A 25,008-nucleotide genomic window follows, 5' to 3' on the forward strand; every position below is an offset into this window, starting at 1 on the left:
GGGTCGACGAGCCGATAGCAGCCAACCGACGAGCGAGCCCATGCCCGACCCGATCCCTCGTCGTCGCCGAACGATCGGCAGCGTGGCCTCGTCTTTGCATCGGTCAAGCGTCAAAGATATCAAAAATCGCAATAAATCGTCAATATCCTCGCCCTAACCTCAATTGTGGGGTGGGCGAAAGCGAGCGATGCAAATCCAACATCCGAGTTATGAAGGTCGATCTCCGCGGATCAGCATCCGTATCAATTTTTATTCTGCATTTGCCGGCCTGCTATGCCTGTTTTCAACCATAACCGCGGTGCTGATTTACTCTACGGCACGTCAAATTACTTATCAAGAACAACTTGATAGCATTTCGCAGATACCGGTCAACATTGAGAAGATTAGCGGGCTGATCTTCGCGATTGGCCTCGAGTCGCAGGGCGCCCATTTGTCGAGCGATGCCTCGACCGTGCAGCGTCACCGTTCCGCGCTGATGCAGCGAAATGGTGAACTGGCGGAAGTATTGGAGCAGTGGCAGCGCCTCGTCAGCACCGATGACCTCGCATTGTTCATCGCTTTCAAGTCCCGTGTGACCAATTTCGTCCGACTCCTTACGGACATCGCACGCCGCCCCACGCCTCCCGGCCAGAACGCTGATCGTGAGGATGACGCCGACGAGGACTATCGCCTGGCACGAACAGCCCTCGACGACGATCTGGCGGCGCTGAAAACCGTCGCCTTCAAGCGCAAATACGCTGCCACGCAGATGGGCCGGCAGATCCATCTGACAAACATCCTGCTGGTGATCTTGAGCGTCGGCGCGGTCGCGCTGAGTTGCCTGACGGCTTGCCAGCTGAAATCGTGGTTGGTCACGCCGCTGATCGACATCGCGACGACAGCCGAGCGCATCGCGTCGGGCAAGTTCATGATGACGATCCCGCATATCCAGCGAACAGACGAAGTCGGAATGCTGGCCGATGTCGTCCGGCGTTTCCAGCTCCTGATCCGGAACAACGACGAACTCCTGCAGAACAAGTTCTCTCTGGTGCGAGAGCGCGAAATGCTCATGATCAGTGAGAAACATCAGATCGCGGCGCTCAACAACATGTCGCAGGGTCTGGTGATGCTTGATACGCACGCCAACGTCATCCTCATGAATGACGCTTATCGGGCTATGTACAAGATTCCCGATGCTGCGGGGGCTGCGCGATGCAGTTTGCGCGATATCCTCGCCTATCGCGCCCAGGCGGGTCTCTTCTCAGGCGATGCCTCGGTCTATGTGCAGACGGTCCTGGCGCGTATCGCGCTCGGCAAGCCAACGGTCAGTCTGATCAGCCTGAAGGATGGCCGATGGATTCGGGTCAGCGAGAGACCGACCCCGCATGGCGGCTGGGTCGCGACGCATGAGGATTTCACGAAGCAACGCCAGCTCGAGCGGGCGCTGGACCGAAGCGAACGGCTTTTCGGGGCTATTGTCGAGAACATGGACCAGGCCGTTATGGCTCAGGATGTCAGCACGAACCGGTATCTCTTCGTCAACCGCGCCGCCGAGGCCCTGTTCGGCATCTCCCGCGAAGCGATCATCGGGCAGACCGCGCAGGACATCTTCACAGAAGAAACCGCCAGCAAGATCGACGCCGGCACCCGGCGTGCCCCGACGGCCGGGGCCAGCCTGACAGAGACGGTTCACACGATCGCGACGCCGGGCAACGGCGATCGAGTCGCGGGAATTCTGCATGTTCCCATATCCGGAGGCGACGGAGCGCCGCTGCGTCTCCTCACGCTCATCGACGACAAGACCGGGCAGTTCATGGAGACCCGCAAGCTCGCAAGCTGAGGCGGCCCGACAAAAGCTCCAGCCTGCAGGCGCTAACCCATGTTCACGATAAGCTGAACCGCCGAAGCCTCGCCTTCGGTCTGGCATTCTTGTCTGTTGCGCTGCACTGGACCATGGTCCGAATCACGGCGTCATCAGCCGGACAGCCAGCCAGGAACAGCCGATGCGCCCGTTGAGTTTCGCCGTCGCCGCGCTTGCCGTCGTGGCGCTGATCGTCGGCCAGCAGAGTGGGGCCGCCGGCACGATCGGCATGGGCGTCGTGGGCGTGGTGCTGGCGCTGGCCCTGTACCGCTCGACGGAGATGGACTTCTTCCTGAAGATTTTTTCTGGCATCTTCGGCACGGAATACGTCGTCTTCGGCGCGGGTGCCCTTCTGGCGCAAGGGGGGCTCTGGCCGCAGGACTGGATGGCGGCAGCTCCGCCAGCGAGCCTTGCGACCACGGTCGCGGTCTTCGGCATCCTGATCTACGTCATTTCCTTTGCACCCGTGGTGCAGCGCATCGCGCGGATTTCGTCGCCGTATTTCCTCTCGGACGAGTCAACCGAGGCCAATCTCTGGCTGCTCGGCCGCTACCGGGTGAAGCTCGGCCATCTTGCCGTGGCGCTGATCGTGTTCTTGGTCGTGCTCAACCAGGCGCAGGTCGGCGTCTCTCTGCGCCTGAATTTCTTCTACCGCGATTTCTACAACGCGCTGCAGAACTACGACATCCAGGCGTTCTGGTATCAGCTGATCTGGGTCTTCGGCGTCTGGGCCACGATTTCGGTGGTGACCAACCTCGTGGAGATCGTCGGCCAGTCCGTGCTCCTGATCCGCTGGCGCGAATACATGGCAGCCGACTACAACAAGCGCTGGCTGTCCAGCGGCGCCCATTACCGGATGTCGCTGGCCGGCACCGCCGACAACCCCGACCAGCGCATCGCGGAGGACACCCGCGCCTTCCTCAACCAGACCTATGCCTTCTCTCTGACCCTGCTGACACAGGTTTCGACGCTGGTCTCGTTCTCGATTATCCTCTGGTCGCTGCCGGTGATCATCAAGGTGCCGGGCACCGACATCGTCATCCCCGGCTTCATCTTCTGGGCGACGTTCCTGTATGCGGCGCTGGCGACCTGGATCACCCATCTGATCGGCCGCTACCTCATTCCGCTCGAATTCGAGCAGGAGCGGCGGGAAGCGGATTTCCGCTTCTCGATGGCCCGCCTGCGCGAATATTCCGAGCAGATCGCCTCGATGCGCGGCGAGAAGGCGGAATTGCAGCATCTCGGCCAGCGCTTCCGCGCCATCGTCGCCAATTTCTACGATCTGATGTGGCGCAAGCTGAAGATCACGACCTTCACGTTGTCCTACAACCAGGCCAATGTGGTCATCCCGTTCCTGCTGCTGGCGCCGGGCTACTTCGCCAAGGAATTCCAGCTCGGCACCCTGACACAGACCTCATCGGCCTTCGGCCGCGTCGAGTCGGCCCTGTCCTTCATCATCAACAGCTATCAGTCGATCGCGTCCTACCTTGCCTCGATCAACCGCCTGACCACCTTCGAGACCGCCATCGCCCAGGCGCAGGCGGCCGGCGTCGGCGACAACACCGTCCATCGCGACCACGCGCCCGATCGCAACCTGCATATCGGCGGCGCCGTGTTGACGCTGCCCAATGGTGCGCCGATCGTCCGAGTCGACGACCTCGAACTCGGCGCCGCCCGGCGCACGCTTTTGGTCGGCCCCTCGGGCTCGGGCAAATCGACACTGTTTCGGGCGATCGCCGGCATCTGGCCTTTTGGCGAAGGCCGCGTCGGCATTCCGGCCCAGGCCGAGATCATGCTGCTGCCGCAGCGGCCCTATCTGCCGCAGGGCTCGTTGCGCGCCGCGCTCGCCTATCCCGCCGAGGCGAACGCTTATGACGATGCCGCCATTCGGGACGCCATGGACAAGGTCAAGCTTGGCCATATGAAGGAGCGGCTCGACGAGGTCGATCTCTGGGGCCAGCGCCTCTCGGGCGGCGAACAGCAGCGGCTGGCGGTGGCGCGCGCGCTTCTGGCGAAGCCCGACTGGCTGTTTCTCGACGAAGCGACGGCTTCGCTCGACGAGAAACTCGAGGGCGAGCTCTACGCCGCGATCGACCAGGGCCTGCCGGAGACGCGGATCGTCTCGATCGGTCACCGCAGCACATTGCGCGAGATGCATGATGCCGTGGTGACGATGGAGCCCAACCCGGACGGCACCTTCACGCCGCGCCATCCGGCCCCGGTTCCGGCGGAGACGTGAGAGGCGGCATTCGCCCTGCCCCCTCCAGACGACACCGTCATTCCGGACAAGCAGCGCAGCCGCGCAGCGCCGGGATCCGTCACAGCGATGCGTCGCGCCCGATGATGGATGCCGGGTCAAGCCCGGGATGACGCGATGCGCTGGGGGCCGTCCGAGGGAAAAAATCGGGCGCTGTTAAAGCGCGCGGTCGAAGCGCAGTTCGCCGGCGCCGCCCCTGAGCACCAGCTTGCCTTCGACGAGATCCCATTTCTGCGTGGCGCGCAGAGCCGTCAGGAAGCTGCGCTCGAACTCCGACAGGCCCTTGTCGCAGGTGCGCTTGGTCAGCGCGAGCGGCCCGACCGCAAACCCCTGCGCGCGCAGCGGGTAGGCGGCGGCCGAGAAGGTGTTGCAGCCGCCAAAGCCCGTGCCGCGCAGATTGCCGTCGACCTGCAGGGTCGCGCGCCGGTCCGCGATCGGCTTGCCGTTCAGCGAGACCGCCGTCCATGAGGCGCCGAGCGGGAAGTTCTTTTCCTGCTGCTGGATCGGCGCCGATTGCGACGTGCCGAGTTCTTCTCGCGAGGGCATCTGCTGGCGGCGCTGCGCCAGAGCATCGCTCGGCATCAGCATGGGCGCGGCCATGGCGGCAAGAATGACGGCGTAGCCAAGGCGTCGAATCATGGTGGTGTTACCCGGTCGTCGAAGCTGGAAATCTCGGAACGAGCCTAGCGCATCGGGTCGCTCCTGTGAAACCGCGTAACCGGCAATCGCCGCGCGATCAACCGGGAAGCTGTTCTGCGAGCGATTCAAGGGCAGGATCGAGCCGGGCGCCGGGGCGTTCATCCCCGCCTGCATCCAGCCTCCCGTTGCGAGCGTAACCACATCGTCTGTCGCAACCGCGAGGTCAGGAGGCGGCCCCAGCCCCCCGGGGTCGTCCATGACCGGCGAGGCCGCCTGCCCCCCCCGCAGCGGCCTCGCCTGGTCGACAGGCATTTTCAGATGCGGGACTGCAGGCGCTCGATCAGCGGGTTGGCCTTGCGGAAGACATAGGCCGGCGCGCTGACGGTGATGTCGTCGGCACCCGCCTTCGCCAGATGGTCGACCAGCGCAAACACCGCCTTGTCAGGGCAGTGGATCGTCACGATCCCACCTGCTGCGCTCGCGCCGAAGGGCAGCCTCGCGCCGAAGACCGCGCCGAGGTCGCCCAGCGTGTCGGATGCCGCATCGAGCTTCGCGCGAATTTCCCTGACAGAGCGCGCCTCTTCCTCGGCCGCGATGCGCGACAGGATGGCGTTGGCGGCCGCCCTCGCCCGCTCGCCCCAAGGCGCGCGGACGGAGGCCACGAGATTGGCCTCGGAGGCCAGCATGACGCCGTCATCGAGCATCTTCAGCGCGTTGGCCGACAGCGTCGCGCCGGTCGTGGTGATGTCGACGACGATCTCGGCCGTGCCGGCGGCGGGCGCGCCCTCGGTCGCGCCCAGGCTCTCGACGATGCGGTAATCGGCGAGCCCATGGCGGGCGAAGAAGCGGCGGGTCAGGTTGACGTATTTCGTAGCGACGCGGAGCTTGCGGCCGTGACGGCTGCGCATGGTGGAGGCGACGTCGTCGAGATCGGCCATGGTCCGCACATCGATCCAGGCCTGCGGCACGGCGACGACGACATTGGCGTGGCCGAAGCCGAGCGGGGTCAGCATCTCGACGGCGGCATCGGCATCCGCGACCTGCTCGCGCACCAGATCCTCGCCAGTGATGCCGAGATGGGCGGCGCCCGAGGCGAGTTGCGCCACGATCTCTGAGGCCGAGAGGAAGGCGACCTCGGCGCCCTCGACGCCGGCGATCGTGCCGCGATAATCGCGCTCACCGCGCGACTTGACGAATTTCAGCCCGGCGCGGCCGAAGAAGGCGGTGGCGTTCTCCTGCAGCCGGCCCTTGGAGGGCACGGCCAGGACCAGCGGGGCGTCGTTGGCGGGAGCGATGTCGGTCATGCGGCGTCTCCCGCCAGGCGTTCGAGCCAGATCGAGGCGCCGACTGCGGGGATCGGCGCTGCCGCACCGAGGCGCCCGAGCACCTGATCGTAGCGCCCACCACCGGCGACCGGCTTGCCGTCGCCACGCGTCTCGTCGTGAAGCTCGAAGATGAAGCCGGTATAGTAGTCGAGATTGCGGGCGAAGGCGGCCTGGAAGCCGATCGCCCCGATATCGACGCCGCGCACGGCGAGGAATCCGGTGCGCTCGTCGAAGGCGTCGAGCTCGCGGGTAAGGTCCAGCGAGGCCTGGTCGGCGAGCGCTCGCAGGGCGGCTGAGGCCGTGTCCGGATCGCCTGTGATCGCCAGCACCTGCGCCAGCAGCGCCTTCACATCGCCATTGACGGGGTTCTCACGCTCGGCGGCGCGCGCCAGGAAGCGCTCGGCGATGTCGCCCGCGCTGCGGCCGCCGACGGTCGAGATGCCGGCGATCGAGAGCACGTCCTCGACGAAGGCTTTCGCCGCCTTGGGGTCCTGCCCTTCGAGCGCCTTGAGCAGGCCGGCATGGGCGGTCTCGCCCTCAGGCGTTGGCGGGTCGAGCGCATCGACCGCGTCCACGCCTCTGCCCTGCACGACGGCGCGCATCAGGCGGCGGCGGGCGCCGGCGGGCACGGACAACCCGTCCAGCAGCGCGCCGAGCAGCGCGACGTCGCCCATCAGGATCTTGGGCTGGCTGAGGCCGAGTGCGGCGGTGGCCTCGACCGTCAGCGCCATGATCTCGGCATCGGTCGCGGCAAAGTCGTCACGGCCGAAGGATTCGATTCCGGCCTGCGCGAATTCACCGGGTTCGCCCGAGCGCATGCGGAAGACCGGGCCGGCATAGGCGTAAGCCGCCGGCTCGCTCGAGCCTGAAGCGATGTGATCGAGCGCGACGGGGATGGTGTATTCCGGCCGCAGGCACCAGTCGCGGCCCTCGGCGTCCTGCGTCATGAAGATGCGGCGGCGGATATCCTCGCCGGACAGATCGAGGAAGACGTCCGCTGGCTGCAGGATCGCGGGCTCGGCGCGGGCATAGCCCTCGCGCGCAAACAGCGCGATCACGGTCTCGATGCTGGCTGGCGTCGCGGGCACGGCTGGGTTCATCCTGTTACGGGCGCTGTCCTAGCAGCGGCAGGCGCGATTTTCGAGGCATTTGAGGGAAATGGGTGAACGGGATTCGGTGGGCGCGGGATGCGCAGGGAACCCCTCTCCCGGAGGGAGAGGGGCAGGGGTGAGGGGAAGGACGTTCCCCGCATTGAGCGCGACCCTCACCGCCGCACCGGGGCATCGGTGCCTTGCTGGGCAACGGCCCATCACCTCTCCCCTGCCCCTCTCCTTAAAGGAGAGGGGTTCTTCCAGCGCTTCACCCGTGCCGCGCGAGTACTTCTCGGACCGTATCGACAAGCTTGTCGGCAGATACCGTCTTCTGCGCTTCCGCCTGCTTGGCCTTGTGCTCGGCGGAGTCCTTGACCTCTCGGCCGGCGGCGGCGAGTTCGGCGCCGAGGATCAGGTCCTTGATGATCACCGTGCCGGCCTCGCGCTCGGAGGAGCCCTGGATGATCGCGCAGATCGCGCCACGCCGGTCGGCGTACTTCATCTGGGCGTTGAAGCCGGATGAACCCAGATAGAGATCGGCGCGGCAGAGCGGCTTGTCGTCCGCGCCCTTGGCCTGGCGCAGCGCGGAGACCATCGCCTGATAGCCCAGCATAAACTCCGGCGACTTGTTGTCCATCGCGGTGACGACGACGAGGGGCAGCTCGTTCCTGGCATCGACGATGGGCGACTTCACCGCCTTCAGCGCGGTGTAGAGCCGGGACACGCCGATCGAAAAGCCGGTCGCCGGCACGGGTTCGGGCCTGAAGCGACCGACCAGCCCGTCATAGCGCCCGCCGCCTGCGACCGAGCCGAAGCGCACGACCTGGCCGTCCTCATTGGTGACCGGGAAGGTCAGTTCGACCTCGTAGACCGGGCCGGTGTAATATTCCAGGCCTCGTACGACGGAGGGGTCGATGCGGATGCGGCCGTCGTTGAAGCCTGCGCTGGTTACGAGGTCTGCGATCGCTTTGAGTTCCGACACTCCCTCGTCGAAGACGAGCAGCCCATCGGCCAGCCTACGTCTAACAAGCGCAAGCGTCTCAAAAACGCTGTCGAAAGTGACCATCGCCTGCCAATCATCGGCGCCGCCAAAGGTCATCGCGTCTCGTGGTCGCGCAGTCGCCTCAGCGGCCGATATCGGCGCAGCAAGTACGGTCCCGTGGACGAATACTGACAAGATCAGATCAATGGAAGCTTCGGGCAGTCCCGCTCCCTTGGTAAAGTCCCCACTTTCATCAAGACGACCTGAGCCAAGCAGCTTTCGAATCTCAGAGAGTGCAAATTTATCAGCTTTGTCGATCGCCCTCAGCACGGTCAGCCGGCGCCCGGCATTCTCCTCGCCGCCCAGCCCGATCGCCTCCATCACGCCGTCGAGCACCTTGCGGTTGTTGACCTTGACGACATAGTCGCCGCGCTTGATGCCGAGCGCCTCCATCGTGTCGGCGGCGAGCATGCAGATCTCGGCATCGGCCGCAACGGAACCCGCGCCGACGATGTCGGCGTCGAACTGCATGAACTGGCGGAATCGGCCCGGGCCCGGCTTCTCGTTGCGGAAGACATAGCCGGCGCGGTAGCTGCGATAGGGTTTTGGCAGCGCGTCGTAATTCTCCGCGACATAGCGGGCGAGCGGCGCGGTCAGGTCGTAGCGCAGCGAAAGCCACTGCTCGTCATCGTCCTGGAAGGAGAAGACACCCTCATTCGGGCGGTCCTGGTCAGGCAGGAACTTGCCGAGCGCGTCGGTGTATTCGACGAAGGGCGTCTCCACGGGATCGAAGCCATAGCGCGAGAAGCTCTCGCGGATCACCGCCAGCATGCGCTCGGTGGCGGCGACATCGGCCGGGCCACGATCAATGAAGCCGCGCGGCTGGCGGGCCTTGAGCTTGGCGGGGGCGGGCTTGTCCACGGACATGGGCGTTCGTTTCGTGTTTTTCGGTGTCGGGTTTGGCCGTTCGGTAGCTTGCGCAGGCGGATGGGGCAAGCCGCTGCCCGTCATTCTCGGGCGGAGCCCTCGGGTCCGACCTTTGGTCGGCCCAAGGATAAACTCCGCGCAGACCCGAGAATCTCCGGACGGACGAGCCCGGGAGCCTCCCTCGGCCTGAGATGCTCGGGTCAAGCCCGAGCATGACGTGCCTTGCTCACTCCGCCGCCACCCGTGCCACCTCCCGCAGCGGGCGATCGGCGATCCCCGCCTGCGCCAGTTTCTCTGGCAGCGGCCCGCCCGTCGCCCAGTCGAGCAGTTCGGCGGTGTGGACCACCGGGGTGGTGGCGCCGCGATCGGCGAAGCCCTTCGCGATCTGGGTCATGCAGCCGATATTGCCGGTCGCGACCAGCATGGGCTTGGTCTTCTGGATGTTGCCGACCTTGCGCTCGCGCAGTTGGCCCGCGATCTCCGGCTGCAGGATGTTGTAGACGCCGGCCGAGCCGCAGCAGATATGGCCCTCCGGCGCCTCTCTCACCGTGAAGCCCGCCGCCGCCAGCAGGCGCTTCGGCCCGTCCTTGAGCTGCTGGCCATGCTGCATCGAGCAGGCCGAGTGATAGGCGATCGGCATGGCGACGTCGCGCACCGGCACGAGATCGAGCGTCGCCACGAACTCCGTGACGTCCTTGGCCAGCGCCGACACCCGCTCCGCCTTTGCCGCATAGGCCGGCTCGTTGCGGAACATGAAGCCGTAATCCTTGATCGTCGTGCCGCAGCCCGAGGTCGTGATCAGGATGGCGTCCAACCCCTTGCCCTCGATCTCGGCCGTCCAGGCGTCGATATTGGCCCGCGCGAAGGCGTGCGCGTCATGCTCGCGGCCCATATGATGGACGAGCGCGCCGCAGCAGCCCTCCCCCTTCGGCAGCACGACCTCGACGCCATGGCGCGTCAGAAGCCGGATCGTTGCCTCGTTGATGCCGGGGTCGAGCACCGGCTGGGCGCAGCCCGAGAGGATCGCGACGCGCTTGCCGGCAGGGGCGGCCGTCGGAGCGAAGCTCTGCGGCCCCTCCATTGGCGAGCGCGATGGCAGCTTCGAGGGCGCCAGCGCCAGCATCGCCTTCAGCCGCGCGCCGACCAGCGGCAGGGAGCCGAGCGCCGGCCCCAAGGGCTTCGCCAGCATCGCGCCGAGCATGGCGACCCGGAAGCGGCCTGGATAGGGCAGGATCGCGCCGAGCACGCGCCGCAGCAGATTGTCGTGCCAGGAGCGCTCATAGGTCTCCTCGATATGGGCGCGGGCATGGTCGACGAGGTGCATGTAATGCACGCCCGAGGGGCAGGTCGACATGCAGGAGAGGCAGGAGAGGCAGCGGTCGACATGCTTCACGACCTCTTCGGTCGCCGGCTTGCCGTTTTCCAGCATGTCCTTGATCAGGTAGATGCGCCCGCGCGGGCTATCGAGTTCGTCGCCGAGCAGGAGGTAGGTCGGGCAGGTCGCGGTGCAGAAGCCGCAATGCACGCAGGTCCGCAGAATCTTCTCCGAGGCCGGAAGCCTGGGGTCCGAGGCGAGATGGGCGGGGCTGAAATTGGTTTGCATGGTCTATCCGTTTCGCCTGCCCGTCATGCTCGGGCTTGCCCCGAGCATCTCCTCCCGAGAGATTCTCGGGTCTGCGTGGAGTTTATCCTTGGGCCGACCAAAGGTCGGACCCGAGGGCTCCGCCCGAGAATGACGGCGCACGTCACACCCCCGCATACATCCGGCCGGGCTCGAAAATCCCTGCCGGGTCGAAGCTCGTCTTGATTCCCGCCGTCACCCGCATCAGCGGCTCCGGCAGCGGCTCGAACACAGGCACGGCGGCGCGGATCGCGACGGGCGCGCGCACCAGCGTCGCATGGCCGCCGAGCGGCCTGATCGCGGTGCGGACCGCGCTCGCCGCGGCGTCCTCACCGGCGGGGACCGCGAGCCAGACCAGTCCGCCACCCCAGTCGTAGAACCAGCGCGCGCCGGGAACCCGCGCCGCGATGGCCGCAGTCGCCTTGGGTCCGTCGGTCGGCGCGACCGAAAGCCGCCAGACGGCCTCCTCCGTGCCGGCGAAGAAGCGGGCGTCGCGGACATCCAGCCAGAGCCCGGCTGAGGCCTCGCCTTCGATCATGTCCGGCACGCCATGGGCCGCCAGCAGCGCGATCAGTTCGCGGCTGCGGTAGTCGATCGAGTCGGAGAAGTTCTCCAGCCGCAGCAGGGTGCGGGGCTGCTCGGCGCCGATGCCGGCCGGCAGATGCGCGGCGGCGAAGGGCTCATAGGGCGAGCCCAGCGCGGTGCAGAGCAGCGCCACAGCCGCCTCGTCCGACAGGCCGCGCCACACAAGCGTCACGATGCGCTCGGGCGCCGGAAGGACGCGGAAGATCACCTCGGTGAGGAAGCCGAGTGTGCCATGGCTGCCGGCGACGAGCTTCACCAGATCGAGCCCGGTGACGTTCTTCATCACCCGCCCGCCGGATTTGATCGCCTCGCCGCGGCCATTCACCAGCCGGATGCCGATGAGGGAATCGCGCGCCGCGCCGGCATTGATCCGACGCGGGCCGGAGATGTTGCCGGCCGCGACGGCACCGATCGTCGGCTCGCCTTGCGTGCCCAGCAATGCGCGATGGTCCATCGGCTCGAAGGGCAGCATCTGGCCGCGATCGGCCAGGGTCTTCTGGACCTCGGCGAGCGGCGTGCCGGCGCGCGCGCCGATCACCATTTCGGCGGGCTCATAAAGCGTGATGCCGGTGAGGCCGGCGCTGGAGAGCGTGCTCTGCGTCTGCGTCGGCCGACCGAGACCGGCACGCGTGTTGCCGCCAGTGATGGAGAGCGGCGTGGTGCTGTCGATGACGGATTTCACGATGGCGCAGGCCTGCGCCTCGGTGGTGGGGATGTGGAGGGTCATCAATCCAAGCCCATCATTACGCCGCCACCCGTCCTTCGAGCGGGAACACTTTCGCCGGGTTGAGCAGCCAGCTCTGGTCGAACACCGCCCTCACCCGCATCTGCTGGTGCAGGTCCTCCGGGTTGAACTGGAAGCTCATCAGGTCGCGCTTCTCGATGCCGACGCCATGCTCGCCGGTCAGGCAGCCGCCGACCTCGACGCAGAGCTTGAGGATGTCCATGCCGGCATCCTCCGCCTTCTGCGCCTCCACCGGGTCGTTGCAGTTGTAGAGGATCAGCGGGTGGAGATTGCCGTCGCCGGCGTGGAAGACATTGGCGACGCGAAGCCCATAGCCCTTCACGATCTCGTCCATGCGGCGCAGGACGTAAGGCAATTGCCCGGTGGGAATCGTGCCGTCCATGCAGATATAGTCGGCGATGCGGCCGGTCGCCCCAAAAGCGGATTTGCGGCCCTTCCAGATCGCCGCAGCCTCCATCGCGGATTTGCTCTCCTTCACCGTCTTGACGCCATGCTCGCGGGCGATCGTGACGATGCGGGCGAGCTGGGCGTCCATCTCGATGTCGGAGCCCTCGACCTCGATGATCAGCAGCGCCTCGACATCCATCGGGTAGCCGGCATGGGCGAAGGCCTCGCAGATCTCGATCGCCGGCTTGTCCATGAACTCCATCGCCACGGGGATGATGCCCGCGCCGATGATCGCGGCGACGGCCGCGCCGGCCTGCTCGCTGGTCGGGAAGCCAAACAGCACCGGCCGCGCGCCCTCCGCGGCGCGCAGGATGCGCACGGTCGCCTCGGTGATGATGCCGAGCTGGCCTTCCGAGCCGTTGATCAGGCCGAGCACGTCATAGCCGGCGGAATCGAGATGCGCGCCGCCGATCTCGACGATGCTGCCATCCAGCATGACCATGGTGACGCCGAGCACATTATTGGTGGTGACGCCGTATTTCAGGCAATGCGCGCCACCCGAGTTCATGCCGATATTGCCGCCGATCGAGCAGGCGAGCTGGGACGAAGGATCGGGCGCGTAGAAGAAGCCCTCGACGGAGACCTCCCCGGTGACGGCGAGGTTGGTAACGCCGGCCTGCACCTTGGCCGTGCGGTTGGCGTAGTCGATCTGCAGAATGCGGCTCATCTTGGAGACGCCAATGACGACGGCATCCTCCTGCGGGATCGCGCCGCCGGCCAGCGAAGTGCCCGCCCCGCGCGGCACCACCGGCACGCCCTGCTCGCCGCAGAATTTCAGCACCGCCGCGACTTCTTCAGTCGTCGAGGGCAGCACGACCGCCATGGGCAGGCGGCGATAGGCGGTCAGCGCGTCGGTCTCGTAGGGACGCCGCTCGTCCTCGGCGGTGATCAGCGCATCGGGGGCGACCAGCCTGCCGAGGCCGGCGACGATCTCCTCGCGGCGGGCCAGGATGCTCTGGTCAGGAATGGGGAAGGCGATGGCGGACATGATTGACCTCGACCTGACTGGCGGCGCCCTGTCCGTCATTGCGAGCGCAGCGAAGCAATCCATGGGCGCCGAGCGTTTGGGCTTCTGGATGGCTTCGCTGCGCCCGCCATGACGGCGACAGCACAGCCTAGACCAAATCGAAACGACTTGCAGTGCGACCAACGTGCATGACTATTTCCAGTTTCGAAAAAGATAGCGAGAGGACAACCCTTCCCATGGACCGCTTCGGGGACCTCGATGTCTTCGCCCATGTGGTGACAGCCAAGGGCATGTCGGCGGCGGGCCGGCAGCTCAACGTCTCGCCGGCCGTCATCTCCAAGCGCATCCGCCGGCTGGAGGAGCGGCTCGGCGTGCGGCTGCTGCAGCGCACGACCCGGCAGCTGTCCCTGACCGAGGCCGGACAGGGCTTCTACGAGCGCGTGGTCTCGATCCTCTCCTCGATCGAGGATGCGGAGGCCTGGGTTGCCTGCGGGGCGGGACAAGCGCGCGGCACGCTGCGAGTATCGGCGCCGACCTCGTTTGGGCGGCTGCATATCGCGCCGCATCTCAAACCCTTCCTCGACGCGCACCCGCTGGTCAGCGTCGAACTCGTGCTCGGCGACGCGTTCATCGACGTCGTCGGCGAGGGGTTCGACCTTGCCATCCGGATCGCAGATCTCCGCGATTCAAGCCTGGTGGCAAAGCGCCTGGCGCCAAACCATCGCGTGCTCTGCGCAACACCGGCCTATCTGGCGGCGGCCGGACTTCCGGTGTCGATCGAGGACCTCTCACGCCACACGCTGATCGCCCACAACACCGACCATTGGCGGCTTGACGGGCCCGAGGGTCCAGTGACGGTGAGGGTCGCGGGCCCCTTGCGGACCAATTCAAGCGAGGTCGTTCGCGAGGCGCTGCTGGCGGGGCTGGGCATCGCGCTGCGCTCGACCTGGGATGTCGGCCCTGAGCTGAAATCGGGTGCCTTGCTGCGCGTGCTGCCGGGCTACTCCGTCGGCCAGCGGGTCGCGATCCACGCCGTCTATCCCAGCCGCCGTCACATGGAGCAGAAGGTGCGCGCCTTCGTCGATTATCTCGGCGAGTTGTATGGGCAGACACCGTATTGGGATGCCGGGTTGACACTGTGAACGCGAGGCGGGCTGTTTTGCAGCACGCAGGCGGAGACAAATTCCATGTTCGGCATTCTCGAAGGCACGGGCTCGACGGTGCTCGATCCCCGCTTCCACCGCGTGATTCCCGGCTCGGCCCGCGTCGAGCGGCTGTGGACGGGCGCGCGCTGGGCGGAGGGGCCGGCCTGGTTTGCCGCCCACAACACGCTCGTCTTCTCGGACATTCCCAATGACCGGATGCTGCGGTTCGATGCGATGAGCGGCCAGACCAGCGTCTTTCGCCAGCCGGCGCGCAACAGCAACGGCAACACGGTCGATCCTCAGGGAAGACTCGTCACCTGCGAGCATGGTGGGCGGCAGGTCACGCGCACCGAACATGACGGCAGGGTCACCGTGCTCGCCAGCCACTGGCAGGGCAAGCGGCTGAACTCGCCCAACGATGTGGTGGTGAAATCGGACGGGTCGATCTGGTTCACCGATCCTGATTATGGGATCATGAGCGACTATGAGGGCAACAAGGCTCCAAGCGAGATCGGGGCCTGCCATGTCTATCGCATCGATGGTCAAAGCGGCGCGCTGAGTATCGTCGCCGACGACTTCCTCAAGCCCAACGGGCTCGCCTTCTCGCCAGACGAGCAGATCCTCTATATCGCCGACAGCGCGTCGGGGCCCGGCCCTCAGGACGGGCGGCGCCATATCCGGGCCTGTTCAGTTGCCGACCACGGCGCGAGCCTGGGCGCATCCACCGTCTTCGCCACCTGCAGCGCCGGCGTCTTCGACGGGTTCCGGCTCGATGTCGAGGGCCGGCTCTGGGCCAGCGCGGCGGATGGCGTTCACATCTACCACCCCGACGGCACGCTGATCGGCAAGATCGCGATCCCCGAGGTTGTCGCCAATGTCGGCTGGGGCGGGCCGAAGCTCAACCGGCTGTTCATCTGCGGCACGAGTTCGCTTTATGCCGTGATGACGAACACCAACGGCGCGGTCTGGCCGACGGATGCTGCCACGGCATGAGCCGTGTCGGCGGGAGGCATCCGGCGGGACGACGGAGCCGGCCCGCCGGCGACCATCAATCGCTGCCGAGCGTGCGCTGAAGCCGCCTCACGACCTCTTCGAGATCGTCCGCGTTGCGGGCAAAGCAGAGGCGCAGACCGGTCTCGCCGCCGGGCCCGAAGGCGGTGCCGGGTGCCAGGCCGACATTGGCCTTGTCGACCAGATCGATGGCAAGCGCGCGCGAATCCGCCCGGCCATCGACCGAGAAGAACTGGTAGAAGGCGCCGTCGGGCGGGGCCAGCGTCACCCGGTTCGTCGCCTTCAGCCCCTCGGCGATAATCTTCCGGCCCTGCGCGGCGCGCGCGATCTGCTGCGCGACGAAGGGCTCGCCCTCGTCGAGCGCGGCGATGGCCGCACGCTGGACGAAGACCGGGACGCCCGAGGTCGAATACTGGATCAGGTTCTCGATGATCTGGCCGAGCGCCGACGGCGCCTCGATCCAGCCGACGCGCCAGCCGGTCATGGCCCAGTTCTTGGAGAAGGTCTGGACGAAGAGGATGCGGTCCTCATCTTCCATCACGTCATGGAAGGAGGCGGCTCGCGCCGCGCCGTCATAGACGAAGCGACCATAGATTTCGTCGGCGATGATCCAGAGGCTGTGCCGGCGCGCAAGTGCGAGGATCGCCGCCAGCTCATCCTTCGTCGCCGTCCAGCCTGTCGGATTGGCGGGCGAGTTGATCACGATGGCCCGGGTCCGGGGCGTGATCGCGGCGGCGAGCCTGTCGAGATCGAGCGAGAAGCGACCCTGGACATAGTCCATCGGGACGCTGACCGGCACGGCGCCGGCCACGCCGAGCGCAGCCGCGAAGTTCGGCCAGGCGGGAGTGGGGATCACGACCTCGTCGCCTGGGCCCGTCACCATGCGCACGACGATCTGCACCGCCTGCATCCCCGAACCGGTGATGAAGAAGCGGTCCATCGTGAAGGGCTGGCCATAGAGCGCCGTGTGATAGCGCGCCAGGGCCTCGCGCAGATCGGGAATGCCGCGTTGCCAGGTGTAGAAGGTCTCGCCGGCAGCCAGCGATGCATTGGCGGCGCGCGCGATGAAATCGGGCGTCGGCAGATCGCCTTCGCCGACCCAGAGCGGGATCAGCCCTTCCTTGAGCCGCCCGTGATTGACGACCTCGACGATGCCGCTTTCGGGCGCGTTGCGGGCCTCGGGGCGAAGATCGGACAACAGGCTGGAGCCTGCGGGAAGGGCTGTGGACATCGACTAAACCTCGCGACAGTGATGACGCAGGTTTAGCCGATGACGGCGCATTGGTGCATGAAATCGGTAGATCAGCGCGATCGGTCGTCGTGATGGATCAGCGTGGCCGATCACGCCTGCATCAAACCGCCTTCTGCCGCAGCAGATCGCGAATTTCGGTGAGCAGGACGACGTCTGCCGGCGGTGGGGCCGGCACTGCTGGCTTCGCCTCCTCGTTGCGGCGCATGCGGTTGATGCCCTTCACCACCAAAAACAGGACGAAGGCGATGATCAGGAAGTTCAGCGCGACGGTCATGAAGGAGCCATAGGCGAGGACCGCGCCCTGCTTCTTGGCCTCGTCCAGGACTGGGGCGGTCACCGCGCTGTTCAGGCCGATGTAGTAATTCGAGAAATCGAGGCCGCCGAGCGCCCCGAAGAACGGCATGATGATGTCGGAGACCAGCGAATCGACGATCTTGCTGAACGCCGCACCGATGATCACGCCGATCGCAAGATCGACGACATTACCCTTCAGTGCGAATTTTCTGAACTCATCGAGCATGCTGATTGTCCTTCCCTGCATGGCTGGCGGCATCGGCCCTAGCGGCACTGGCCGGCTGACGCAAGGGAGGCTGTGCCTAAGGGAGGCGAGCACGAGTGGAGCTGTGGAAACCAGTTCCCACGCGCCGATGTCCTCCTTTAAGGTCGCGCCGGCGCCGCGCCCGGCGATGGAGGCAGAATGATCCCCGCATGGTCCGTCGTCCTGGTGGCGCTGGCCTATCTCTGCGCTTTGTTTGCGATCGCCCATGCGGCCGATATTTCGGGCCGGCGGCTCGTCAGCGGCAAGGCGCGGGCGACGATCTATGCGCTGGCGCTGGGGGTCTACTGCACCTCCTGGACGTTCTACGGATCGGTCGGGTTCGCCAGTCGCGCGGGGCTGGATTTCCTGGGCATCTATCTCGGCCCGATCCTGGTGATCGGCTTCGGGCATCGCTTCGTCGGCCGCATCGTCACGATCGCGAAATCGCAAAACATCACTTCGATCGCCGATTTCGTCGGGGCCCGCTACGGCAAGAGCGAACGCGTCGCGGCGCTGGTCTGCCTCGTCGCGGTGATCGGCGCGCTGCCCTATATCGCCCTGCAGCTGAAGGCGGTGGCGAGTTCGCTTTCCGTGCTGCTGAGCGCCACGGGCGGGCAGCCGGCCTCGGCGGATGTCCCGGTGCTGACCGACCTCGCTTTTCTGGTCGCACTCGTGCTGGCCGGCTTCGCCTGCGCCTTCGGCACCCGTCATATCGACGCCACCGAGCACCAGGACGGCCTCGTTTTGGCTATCGCGGTGGAATCGCTGGTCAAGCTCGTGGCGTTCCTCGTGCTCGGCGTCTTCGTCGTCTACGGGCTCTATGACGGCGCGGGGGATCTGTTTTCGCAGGCGGCGCAGTTGCCGGGCGGCATGGCACCGGTCTGGGAACGGACCTCGGACTGGCCGACCTTCCTGACCCTGACCCTTCTGTCTTCCTGCGCCGCGCTGCTGCTGGCGCGCCAGTTCCACATGACGGTCGTCGAGAACCGCGATGCGCGCGATGTCCGCCGCGCAGCCTGGATGTTTCCGGTCTATCTCATCCTGATCAACCTCTTTGTGCTGCCGCTCGCCATGGCCGGCGAGTTGCTGATGCCGGGTGCCGGCGTCGACCGCGACATGACCGTGCTGCTGCTGCCGCTGCAGCAGCAGGCGGGATTGCTGGCGCTGCTGGTGTTCGTCGGCGGGCTATCAGCTGCGACCGCGATGGTGATCGTCGCGTCGGTAGCGCTGGCGATCATGATATCCAACCACCTGGTCATGCCGGTCCTGCTGCGCGGCCGCCGCGGCCTGAGCGACCCTGCCGGCTCGAAGGCCCAACTCGAGGCGCAGGGCGCCGGCTATGGCACGCTGGGCGGCGATCTCGGCTCGCAGGTGGTGATTATCCGGCGGGTCGCCATCCTCTGCGTCATCCTGCTCGGCTATGCCTATTATCGTGTCGCGGGCGAACAGGCGCTGGTGGCGATCGGTCTGCTGTCCTTTGCCGCGACGGCGCAGATCGCGCCGGCCTTTTTCGGCGGCCTGGTCTGGCGGCGCGGCACGGCGCTGGGCGCCGCCGCCGGTCTCATCGTCGGCATCGCGACCTGGGCCTATACGCTGCTGATGCCCAGCCTGGCTCAACCGGGCGGATATTGGAGCGAGATCATCGCGCTCGGCCCCTTCGGGAATGCTGCCTTGCGGCCCGAAATGCTGTTGGGGCTCGATCTCCCCCCCCTGCCCCATGGCGTGTTCTGGAGCCTCGGTCTCAACATCCTCGTCTATATCGGCTTTTCGCTGCTGCGCCCGGCGACCGCGATGGAGCGGCTCCAGGCCAACGCTTTCGTCGAATCGGGCCGGGCGACGATGGCGCAGTCCTTCTCGCTGTGGCGATCGAGCGTCACCGAGGCCGAGCTGCAATCGACGATCGGGCGCTATCTCGGCCAGGAGCGGACGCAGCGCGCGTTCGAGGGCTTCGCCAGCAGTCGCGGCGAGGAATCCAACCCCGCCCGCGACGCCGACATCCATCTGCTGCGCTTCGGCGAGCATCTGCTGTCCTCGGCGATCGGCGCGGCGTCGTCGCGGCTGGTGCTGTCGCTGCTGCTGCGGCGGCGAAACCTCACCACCGAAGCGGCGTTCAAGCTGCTCGACGACGCTTCCGCCGCGCTGCAATACAACCGCGACATCCTCCAGCACGGGCTCGACCATGCCGGCCAGGGCATCACCGTGCTCGACCGGGATCTGAGGCTGCTCGCCTGGAACCAGGCCTTCATCCAGCTCTACGACCTGCCGCCGTCGATGGTGCGCTTCGGCACCGGCCTCGACGAGATCGTGCGCTATAACGCCGCGCGTGGCGCCTATGGCGACGGCCAGCAGGACGAGTTGATGGCGGCGCGGCTGCAGAGCTTCGTGCGCGATCGCGAACCGGTGCGCCTCAAGCTGTACCCGTCCAAGAAAGTCATCGAGATCCGCACCAACCCGCTGCCCGATGGCGGCTTCGTCACGACCTATACCGACATCACCGAAGCGGTGGAGGCGCAGGAAGAGCTCGAGCGCACCAATGAGAGCCTGGAGCGGCGCGTCGTCGAGCGCACCGAGGAGATCCTGCGCGTCAATGCGGAGCTTCAGCGCGCCAAGGCCGAGGCCGAGGAGGCCAACGCCTCGAAGACGCGCTTCCTCGCCGCCGCCAGCCACGACATCCTGCAGCCGCTGAATGCGGCGCGGCTCTACGCGACCTCGCTGGTCGAGCGCGACCGGGCCGCCGGCAGCCCCGACCTGGCCGAGAACATCGATGCCTCGCTCGACGCGGTCGAGGAGATTCTGACGGCGCTGCTCGAAATCTCGCGCCTCGACGGTGGTGCGCTGAAGCCCGAGATCACCGCTTTCCGGCTCGACGAACTGGTGCGGCAGCTCCAGCGCGAATTCGAGCCGAGCGCGCAGGAGAAGGGCCTCAAGCTCATCTTCATGCCGACAAGCCTCGCGCTGCGCTCCGACCGGCGGCTGCTGCGCCGGCTGCTGCAGAACCTCGTCTCCAACGCGATCAAATACACGCCGAGCGGCAAGGTTCTGATCGGCTTCAGACGGCGCGGCGCGCAGGTCTCGGTCGAGGTGCTCGATACGGGCTTAGGCATTCCCCAGGGCAAGCAGAAGACGGTGTTTCGCGAGTTCCAGCGTCTCGACCAGGGCGCCCGCGTGGCGCGCGGGTTGGGTCTGGGCCTGTCGATCGTCCAGCGCATCGCGCGCACGCTCGACCACAAGCTGACGCTGGATTCGGTACCCGGCCGCGGCAGCCGCTTCGCGGTGCTGGTCCCGCGCGCCTCGTCTCTGCCTGAGATGAGCACGAGCACCGCGCCGCGCCCCAGTCCCGCCGGGCAGTTGGCGGGGCTGAGGTTGCTTGTCATCGACAACGAGCCTGCCATCCTCGACGGGATGAAGCGGCTGTTGGAGGGCTGGGGCTGTACAGTGGTGACGGCGGCCGGTCTCGACGAGGCACTGGCCGCGCAGACGCGCAGCCTGCCCGACGTCGTCATCGCCGACTACCATCTCGACCATGGCAACGGGCTGACCGCGATCAGCACCTTGCGAGAACGCTCGCGCGGTCGCGTGCCGGCGATCCTGCTGACCGCCGACCGCTCGCCCCATGTCCGGGAGGCGGCGGCGGCACTCGACGTCCATCTGCTCAACAAGCCGCTGAAGCCCGGCGCACTGAGGGCGCTGCTCGCCCAATGGCGCGCGACGCGGGTCGCGGCCGAGTAGCGTTCACAGACGCATCGCGACGCTGTCCCGCAGGGCCGCATCGGCTGCGAGAAAGGCCGTGATCTCCGGGCCTGGCTCGGGGCTGTCCCGCCGCCTCCCGATCTCCGCCATCAGGCGGTCTACGGGGACATAAGCGCGCCCCGCGCGGTCGTAGAGAGCCGCGCGCACCAGCGCATGCGCGGCGACGATGTCTCCGCCATCCTTGCCGCGGGTCAGAATGCGATGCTCGATCACCAGCCAGGATTGGCTCCAGCACAGGATCGCGGTCTCGATGCGGAAGGGCTGGAAGGGGCGAAGCTCGCGGCGGAAGCGGATCATCCCCGTATTGACCACCGGCACCCAGCGATGGCGCAGCACCGCCCGCCACAGCCCGGTCCGCAGCATCAGATCGGTGCGGCCGAGATCCATCAGCGACCAGTAGCGGCCATTGTTCATGTGCAGCGAGGTGTCGAGATCATGCGGCCAGACGCGGAAAGGCAGCGTCGAGGGATCGCCCAGCGGCTCGAGGCGCGGGCGCCAGCGGCTCGTCAGCAGCAGCCAGATCAGGCGGAACCAGAGATTCATGGAAGACCCCGATGCGACCCTGGACGGCCAGCCGGCCCCAAGCGCGGCTTCGAAAACCTCAATAGTTCATGTATGAACTATTGAGTCGAGGAGGACCAGCGGGACGATACATCGGCGTCGCACGGGATGACGGCATGGCGCGGCTGGCTTAACAGCAGGTCGCGCTCGCGATGATCTTCAGCCCAAGGGAAAAGCCCGATGCCGACCCTCCACGTCTCCCCCCTGTCGAAGCTCCACGACACGGTCGCCGCCGTGCGCGCCAGCCATCTCGTGACGCTGATCAATGTCGACACTGTGGTCGAGCGTCCCCCCAGCATCACTGAAGCGAACCATCTCTTCCTCGGCATGTCCGATATCAGCGCCCCGATGGAGGGCCATGTCGTACCGGCCCAGTTGCATGTCGAACGCTTTCTCGCCTTCACGCGGCGCTGGGACCGAGAGGCGCCGCTGGTGATCCATTGCTGGGCCGGCATCAGCCGCTCGACGGCCGCAGCCTATATCGCCGCCTGCGCGCTGGGTCCGGGCCGCGACGAGGAGGAGATCGCGCGCGCACTGCGCCGCGCCGCCCCCTCCGCCACGCCCAATGCGAAGCTTGTCGCCATCGCCGATGCCATGCTGGGACGCGACGGGCGCATGAGCTCAGCCATCGCGCGGATCGGGCGCGGTGCCGACGCCTTCGAGGGGACGCCGTTCACCCTGGGCCTCGACTGACGGTTTCGACGCGTCAAAGCCTTCGGCAGCTTCGTGCGGGCCGCCGCGAGCTTGCCGCCGATTTAAGCGGGGCACATCAAAAACGATGCAGAAGATTGCTTGCGTCACGCCGAATTTGCCATGATGTATCGCGCAAGGGACGAGCATCATGACCATCGAACTCGATTCACGCGACCGCTCCATTCTGCGCATCCTGCAGGCGGATGGCCGGATCACCAATTCGGATCTGGCCGAGAAGGTGCATCTGTCGCCGTCGGCATGCCTGCGCCGCGTCAGGCAGTTGGAGGAGAGCGGGCTGATCCGCGGCTATGCCATGATCCTCGACGACAAGATCGCGGGCTTTCCGGGCACGGCCTTCGTCTTCGTCACGCTCGACCAGCAGGGCCGCGCCTCGCTGGAAGGGTTCGAGCAGGCGGTGCTGAACCTGCCCGAGATCCTCGAATGCCATCTGCTGGCCGGGGCGCATGACTATCTGATGCGGGTGATCTATCGCGACAGCGCCGATTTCGAGCGCATCCACACCGATATCATCACGCAGTTGCCCGGCGTCACCCGCGTGCAATCGACGCTGACGCTGCGCAGCATCAAGAAGAGTTCGGCGCTGCCGGTCTGAGCGATGTCAGGGGCGGCGATCGCATCGGCAAGACGGGGTTGCAGGGCGGCCCGCTCCGGCGGATAAGCGTCGCGACAACGGGAATCACGCTGTGAGCGAAGCCATCGCCAATGACGACGTCGCCGCCCTGCCCTTCGAGGCGGCGCTGAAGCAGCTTGAGGACATCGTCGCCCGCCTTGAACGCGGCGATGTGCCGCTCGAGGAATCGATCGCGATCTACACCCGTGGCGAGGCGCTGAAGGCCCGCTGCGACGCGCTTTTGAAACAGGCCGAAGCCCGCATCGAGAAGATCACGCTGTCGGCTGACGGCAAGCCGACGGGGACGACGGCGCTGGACGTCGACAAATAGGCTCAGTCAGTCAGCCCGTGGCGGGAAGCCGCGGCAGGCGAGCACCCTGCGAACCGGCCACGGCGGCGCGACGGAGCGTCACAGCCTCGCGTTCTTCACGCCCAGCTTCTCGGCGATATGTTTCCAGATCTGCCGCAGACGATGCACGTGCAGATCATCGATCATCGTCGCGACCATGTGCTGAGTTTCGACAACGGAGGGCTTGGCGCGCGCGCCATTCCGGCCCGCGCTGATGGCCTGTCCCAGAAGCATCCTGTCACGCATGGTCTTGTCGCGGTTGCTGTCCTGCACCAGCACCTCCCCGATGGCGAGAATGACGTCATCGGCAGCGGTTGGGGGCGGCGAGCTCCCCGGCGGAACCGGCGGATCGGGCACATGCGGCATCACCGCCCGCTCGAGATCGAAGATCGTGCGGATGTTCATGGTCTTGAGCAGCAGGAACCGGTCGGGCCCTGTCACAGTGCAGAGCTGGGCCTGAGCGACCCAATCGATCGTCTGATAGATGCCGTACGGGCTTTCGATGTGCAGCATAATCGGGTTGGCGGCTGCGAGATTTTGCACGTCGAAGATATTGGCCTCCTCGAGCCGGAAGGCGATGAAGCTGTCGATGCCGTCGATGATCGTCAGCGGCACCTGCTTGGTATGCGATTCCAGTTCGTTGTAACGCTCCTTGAAGGTGAAACCGCTCTTCTGCAGCACGTATTGCAGCGCGGCATCCGGAACGAAGCCGAGAGCAAAGGCGACGATCAGCCAGATCGACCTGACCCCCAGTGTCGGGTCCGTGCCGAGAGGCGGCGGCGATGTTGCTGGGATCGAAGGTGCGCCCGACACCTGTCTGACGGCATCCGCGGCGCCTGCCGCAAATCCAATGATCTCCTCGCCGGTCGGAAACACGCGATAGATCACGACCGCCAGCAGCATCGACAGCAGAATATGTGCGAAGGCGCGCAGGAAGGTGATCGGCGACAGATCGAAAACCGCCACGGCGCGCAGAAGCAGCCGCAGCGTGTAGACGAAGGCGCCGGAGAAGGCGACGGCTGCCACCGTCACGACATTGACGTGCAGGACGCGAAACGCGTCGCTGTTGGTGATGATGCGCAGATCGCTGCCACCGAGCCCCAGAATGCTCGGCCACAGCCATGATCCCACGGCATGGCGTGAATCGAGATTGATCACCTCGACCAGAGGCGCGAGCAGCAGGAAGACGCCAAAGCCAGCCAGGACCATATAGGGCAAGGCGCAGATCAGCAGCATCCAGTCGGCATGCAGCATCATCGGAAAGCGCGGAACGTCGCTCAAGGCGGGTTCGTTGCCGTCCTTCATATCGAGATCGGCGAAATACTTGCCCTTGACGAATTCGAACGAGACATTGGCGTCCGTATAGGCGGCGCCACGCGTCTCCGGCGTCACGCCCACGAACTGGAAGCTGCGTGCGAACAGCTCGATCAGCTTGATGCGGTTCAACCTGATCTGGTGGCGGATCGCGATCAACGTGATCGGCGTGATCAACGCGAGGAACACCATCGCCCAGATCGCGAGATAAAGCTGGCGCTTGCCGCCGATCGAGGCCTGCAACGCAAGCGCCGCCAACAGCAGCGCCAAAAAGAAGATCAGGATTCCCAAAGCCCCTTTGACTGTTTGATGCATGGCGTCCCCCCGTCCTCAACCGG

19 protein-coding genes are annotated in these 25,008 nt (G+C 66.1%); 8 read left to right on the plus strand and 11 right to left on the minus strand.

The features are described from left to right. The first annotated feature begins 187 nt into the window (after positions 1-187). Together IP69_RS16605 and IP69_RS16610 are read left to right on the plus strand one after the other, a co-directional pair. Positions 188-1,819, plus strand: a complete 1,632-nt coding sequence (locus IP69_RS16605) for a PAS-domain containing protein (protein WP_082359404.1) — start codon at positions 188-190, stop codon at positions 1,817-1,819. A 163-nt stretch (positions 1,820-1,982) separates the two neighbouring features. After that, positions 1,983-4,079, plus strand: coding sequence for an ABC transporter ATP-binding protein/permease (locus IP69_RS16610; RefSeq protein ID WP_054143945.1), 2,097 nt, complete (start codon positions 1,983-1,985; stop codon positions 4,077-4,079). A 174-nt stretch (positions 4,080-4,253) separates the two neighbouring features. Here the strand turns inward: IP69_RS16610 and IP69_RS16615 are convergent, their stop codons facing one another. The 7 genes from IP69_RS16615 to IP69_RS16645 all read right to left on the minus strand — a co-directional run bounded on the left by IP69_RS16615 (position 4,254) and on the right by IP69_RS16645 (position 13,447). Beyond that, entirely contained in the window at positions 4,254-4,736 is a 483-nt protein-coding gene (locus IP69_RS16615) for an META domain-containing protein (protein ID WP_082359412.1), read from the minus strand. A gap of 314 nt (positions 4,737-5,050) precedes the next feature. Beyond that, entirely contained in the window at positions 5,051-6,040 is a 990-nt protein-coding gene (gene hisG, locus IP69_RS16620; RefSeq protein WP_054143946.1) for an ATP phosphoribosyltransferase, read from the minus strand. Beyond that, positions 6,037-7,149, minus strand: coding sequence for an ATP phosphoribosyltransferase regulatory subunit (locus IP69_RS16625; RefSeq protein ID WP_248306868.1), 1,113 nt, complete (start codon positions 7,147-7,149; stop codon positions 6,037-6,039). Before IP69_RS16625 ends, hisG begins: the two co-directional genes overlap by 4 nt. A gap of 271 nt (positions 7,150-7,420) precedes the next feature. Then, a complete protein-coding gene (locus IP69_RS16630) occupies positions 7,421-9,061 on the minus strand; it encodes a HisS family protein (RefSeq protein ID WP_054143948.1) in 1,641 nt (546 codons plus the stop codon). A 226-nt stretch (positions 9,062-9,287) separates the two neighbouring features. Continuing rightward, positions 9,288-10,664, minus strand: coding sequence for a glycolate oxidase subunit GlcF (gene glcF, locus IP69_RS16635; RefSeq protein WP_054143949.1), 1,377 nt, complete (start codon positions 10,662-10,664; stop codon positions 9,288-9,290). A 142-nt stretch (positions 10,665-10,806) separates the two neighbouring features. Next, a complete protein-coding gene (locus IP69_RS16640) occupies positions 10,807-11,994 on the minus strand; it encodes an FAD-binding protein (RefSeq protein WP_054143950.1) in 1,188 nt (395 codons plus the stop codon). Between the two features lie 16 nt (positions 11,995-12,010). Next, entirely contained in the window at positions 12,011-13,447 is a 1,437-nt protein-coding gene (locus IP69_RS16645; RefSeq protein ID WP_054143951.1) for an FAD-linked oxidase C-terminal domain-containing protein, read from the minus strand. 215 nt (positions 13,448-13,662) lie between these two features. Between IP69_RS16645 and IP69_RS16650 the strand changes: the two genes are divergently transcribed. Further along, on the plus strand, positions 13,663-14,568 hold the full coding sequence (locus tag IP69_RS16650) for a LysR family transcriptional regulator (RefSeq protein WP_054143952.1): 906 nt from the start codon (positions 13,663-13,665) through the stop codon (positions 14,566-14,568). Positions 14,569-14,613: 45 nt separating this feature from the next. After that, positions 14,614-15,564 carry an SMP-30/gluconolactonase/LRE family protein gene (locus tag IP69_RS16655; RefSeq protein ID WP_054143953.1) on the plus strand — a complete coding sequence of 317 codons (951 nt, stop codon included), beginning with the start codon at positions 14,614-14,616 and terminating at the stop codon, positions 15,562-15,564. A gap of 55 nt (positions 15,565-15,619) precedes the next feature. Here the strand turns inward: IP69_RS16655 and IP69_RS16660 are convergent, their stop codons facing one another. Beyond that, positions 15,620-16,813, minus strand: a complete 1,194-nt coding sequence (locus IP69_RS16660) for a pyridoxal phosphate-dependent aminotransferase (protein ID WP_054143954.1) — start codon at positions 16,811-16,813, stop codon at positions 15,620-15,622. A 121-nt stretch (positions 16,814-16,934) separates the two neighbouring features. After that, a complete protein-coding gene (gene mscL / locus IP69_RS16665; protein WP_054143955.1) occupies positions 16,935-17,354 on the minus strand; it encodes a large conductance mechanosensitive channel protein MscL in 420 nt (139 codons plus the stop codon). 177 nt (positions 17,355-17,531) lie between these two features. Here mscL and IP69_RS16675 point away from each other — a divergent pair, with 177 nt between their 5' ends. Further along, positions 17,532-21,101: a PAS domain-containing hybrid sensor histidine kinase/response regulator gene (locus IP69_RS16675; RefSeq protein WP_054143957.1), complete on the plus strand. Its 3,570-nt coding sequence runs from the start codon at positions 17,532-17,534 to the stop codon at positions 21,099-21,101. 3 nt (positions 21,102-21,104) lie between these two features. On the opposite strand, the gene IP69_RS16680 is transcribed toward IP69_RS16675, so the two are convergent. After that, a complete protein-coding gene (locus tag IP69_RS16680) occupies positions 21,105-21,665 on the minus strand; it encodes a thioesterase family protein (RefSeq protein ID WP_054143958.1) in 561 nt (186 codons plus the stop codon). A gap of 198 nt (positions 21,666-21,863) precedes the next feature. On the opposite strand from IP69_RS16680, the gene IP69_RS16685 reads away from it, so the two are divergent. From IP69_RS16685 to IP69_RS16695, 3 genes are all read left to right on the plus strand, one after another. Further along, positions 21,864-22,376, plus strand: coding sequence for a protein-tyrosine-phosphatase (locus IP69_RS16685; protein ID WP_054143959.1), 513 nt, complete (start codon positions 21,864-21,866; stop codon positions 22,374-22,376). Between the two features lie 148 nt (positions 22,377-22,524). Next, the gene (locus IP69_RS16690; RefSeq protein ID WP_082359405.1) at positions 22,525-22,989 is read left to right on the plus strand and encodes an Lrp/AsnC family transcriptional regulator; all 465 of its coding nucleotides are present in this window, start codon (positions 22,525-22,527) and stop codon (positions 22,987-22,989) included. 91 nt (positions 22,990-23,080) lie between these two features. Then, positions 23,081-23,338, plus strand: coding sequence for an exodeoxyribonuclease VII small subunit (locus IP69_RS16695; protein WP_082359406.1), 258 nt, complete (start codon positions 23,081-23,083; stop codon positions 23,336-23,338). Between the two features lie 78 nt (positions 23,339-23,416). Here IP69_RS16695 and IP69_RS16700 read toward each other — a convergent pair whose 3' ends face one another. Next, positions 23,417-24,985 (minus strand): hypothetical protein, encoded by a 1,569-nt coding sequence (locus tag IP69_RS16700; RefSeq protein WP_156323506.1) that lies wholly within the window; start codon positions 24,983-24,985, stop codon positions 23,417-23,419. Positions 24,986-25,008 lie beyond the last annotated feature (23 nt).

Source organism: Allobosea sp. AAP35 (assembly GCF_001295925.1).
In the GTDB taxonomy this organism is placed as follows: Bacteria; Pseudomonadota; Alphaproteobacteria; order Rhizobiales; family Beijerinckiaceae; genus Allobosea.

Excerpts from the sequence above, each read along its gene's own strand:
- IP69_RS16605 (WP_082359404.1), top strand. The coding sequence starts at position 188 with ATGCAAATCCAACATCCGAGTTATGAAGGTCGATCTCCGCGGATCAGC.
- IP69_RS16610 (WP_054143945.1), top strand. The coding sequence starts at position 1,983 with ATGCGCCCGTTGAGTTTCGCCGTCGCCGCGCTTGCCGTCGTGGCGCTG.
- IP69_RS16615 (WP_082359412.1), bottom strand. The coding sequence starts at position 4,736 with ATGATTCGACGCCTTGGCTACGCCGTCATTCTTGCCGCCATGGCCGCG.
- hisG (WP_054143946.1), bottom strand. The coding sequence starts at position 6,040 with ATGACCGACATCGCTCCCGCCAACGACGCCCCGCTGGTCCTGGCCGTG.
- IP69_RS16630 (WP_054143948.1), bottom strand. The coding sequence starts at position 9,061 with ATGTCCGTGGACAAGCCCGCCCCCGCCAAGCTCAAGGCCCGCCAGCCG.
- glcF (WP_054143949.1), bottom strand. The coding sequence starts at position 10,664 with ATGCAAACCAATTTCAGCCCCGCCCATCTCGCCTCGGACCCCAGGCTT.
- IP69_RS16640 (WP_054143950.1), bottom strand. The coding sequence starts at position 11,994 with ATGACCCTCCACATCCCCACCACCGAGGCGCAGGCCTGCGCCATCGTG.
- IP69_RS16645 (WP_054143951.1), bottom strand. The coding sequence starts at position 13,447 with ATGTCCGCCATCGCCTTCCCCATTCCTGACCAGAGCATCCTGGCCCGC.
- IP69_RS16650 (WP_054143952.1), top strand. The coding sequence starts at position 13,663 with ATGGACCGCTTCGGGGACCTCGATGTCTTCGCCCATGTGGTGACAGCC.
- IP69_RS16655 (WP_054143953.1), top strand. The coding sequence starts at position 14,614 with ATGTTCGGCATTCTCGAAGGCACGGGCTCGACGGTGCTCGATCCCCGC.
- IP69_RS16660 (WP_054143954.1), bottom strand. The coding sequence starts at position 16,813 with ATGTCCACAGCCCTTCCCGCAGGCTCCAGCCTGTTGTCCGATCTTCGC.
- mscL (WP_054143955.1), bottom strand. The coding sequence starts at position 17,354 with ATGCTCGATGAGTTCAGAAAATTCGCACTGAAGGGTAATGTCGTCGAT.
- IP69_RS16675 (WP_054143957.1), top strand. The coding sequence starts at position 17,532 with ATGATCCCCGCATGGTCCGTCGTCCTGGTGGCGCTGGCCTATCTCTGC.
- IP69_RS16680 (WP_054143958.1), bottom strand. The coding sequence starts at position 21,665 with ATGAATCTCTGGTTCCGCCTGATCTGGCTGCTGCTGACGAGCCGCTGG.
- IP69_RS16685 (WP_054143959.1), top strand. The coding sequence starts at position 21,864 with ATGCCGACCCTCCACGTCTCCCCCCTGTCGAAGCTCCACGACACGGTC.
- IP69_RS16690 (WP_082359405.1), top strand. The coding sequence starts at position 22,525 with ATGACCATCGAACTCGATTCACGCGACCGCTCCATTCTGCGCATCCTG.
- IP69_RS16700 (WP_156323506.1), bottom strand. The coding sequence starts at position 24,985 with ATGCATCAAACAGTCAAAGGGGCTTTGGGAATCCTGATCTTCTTTTTG.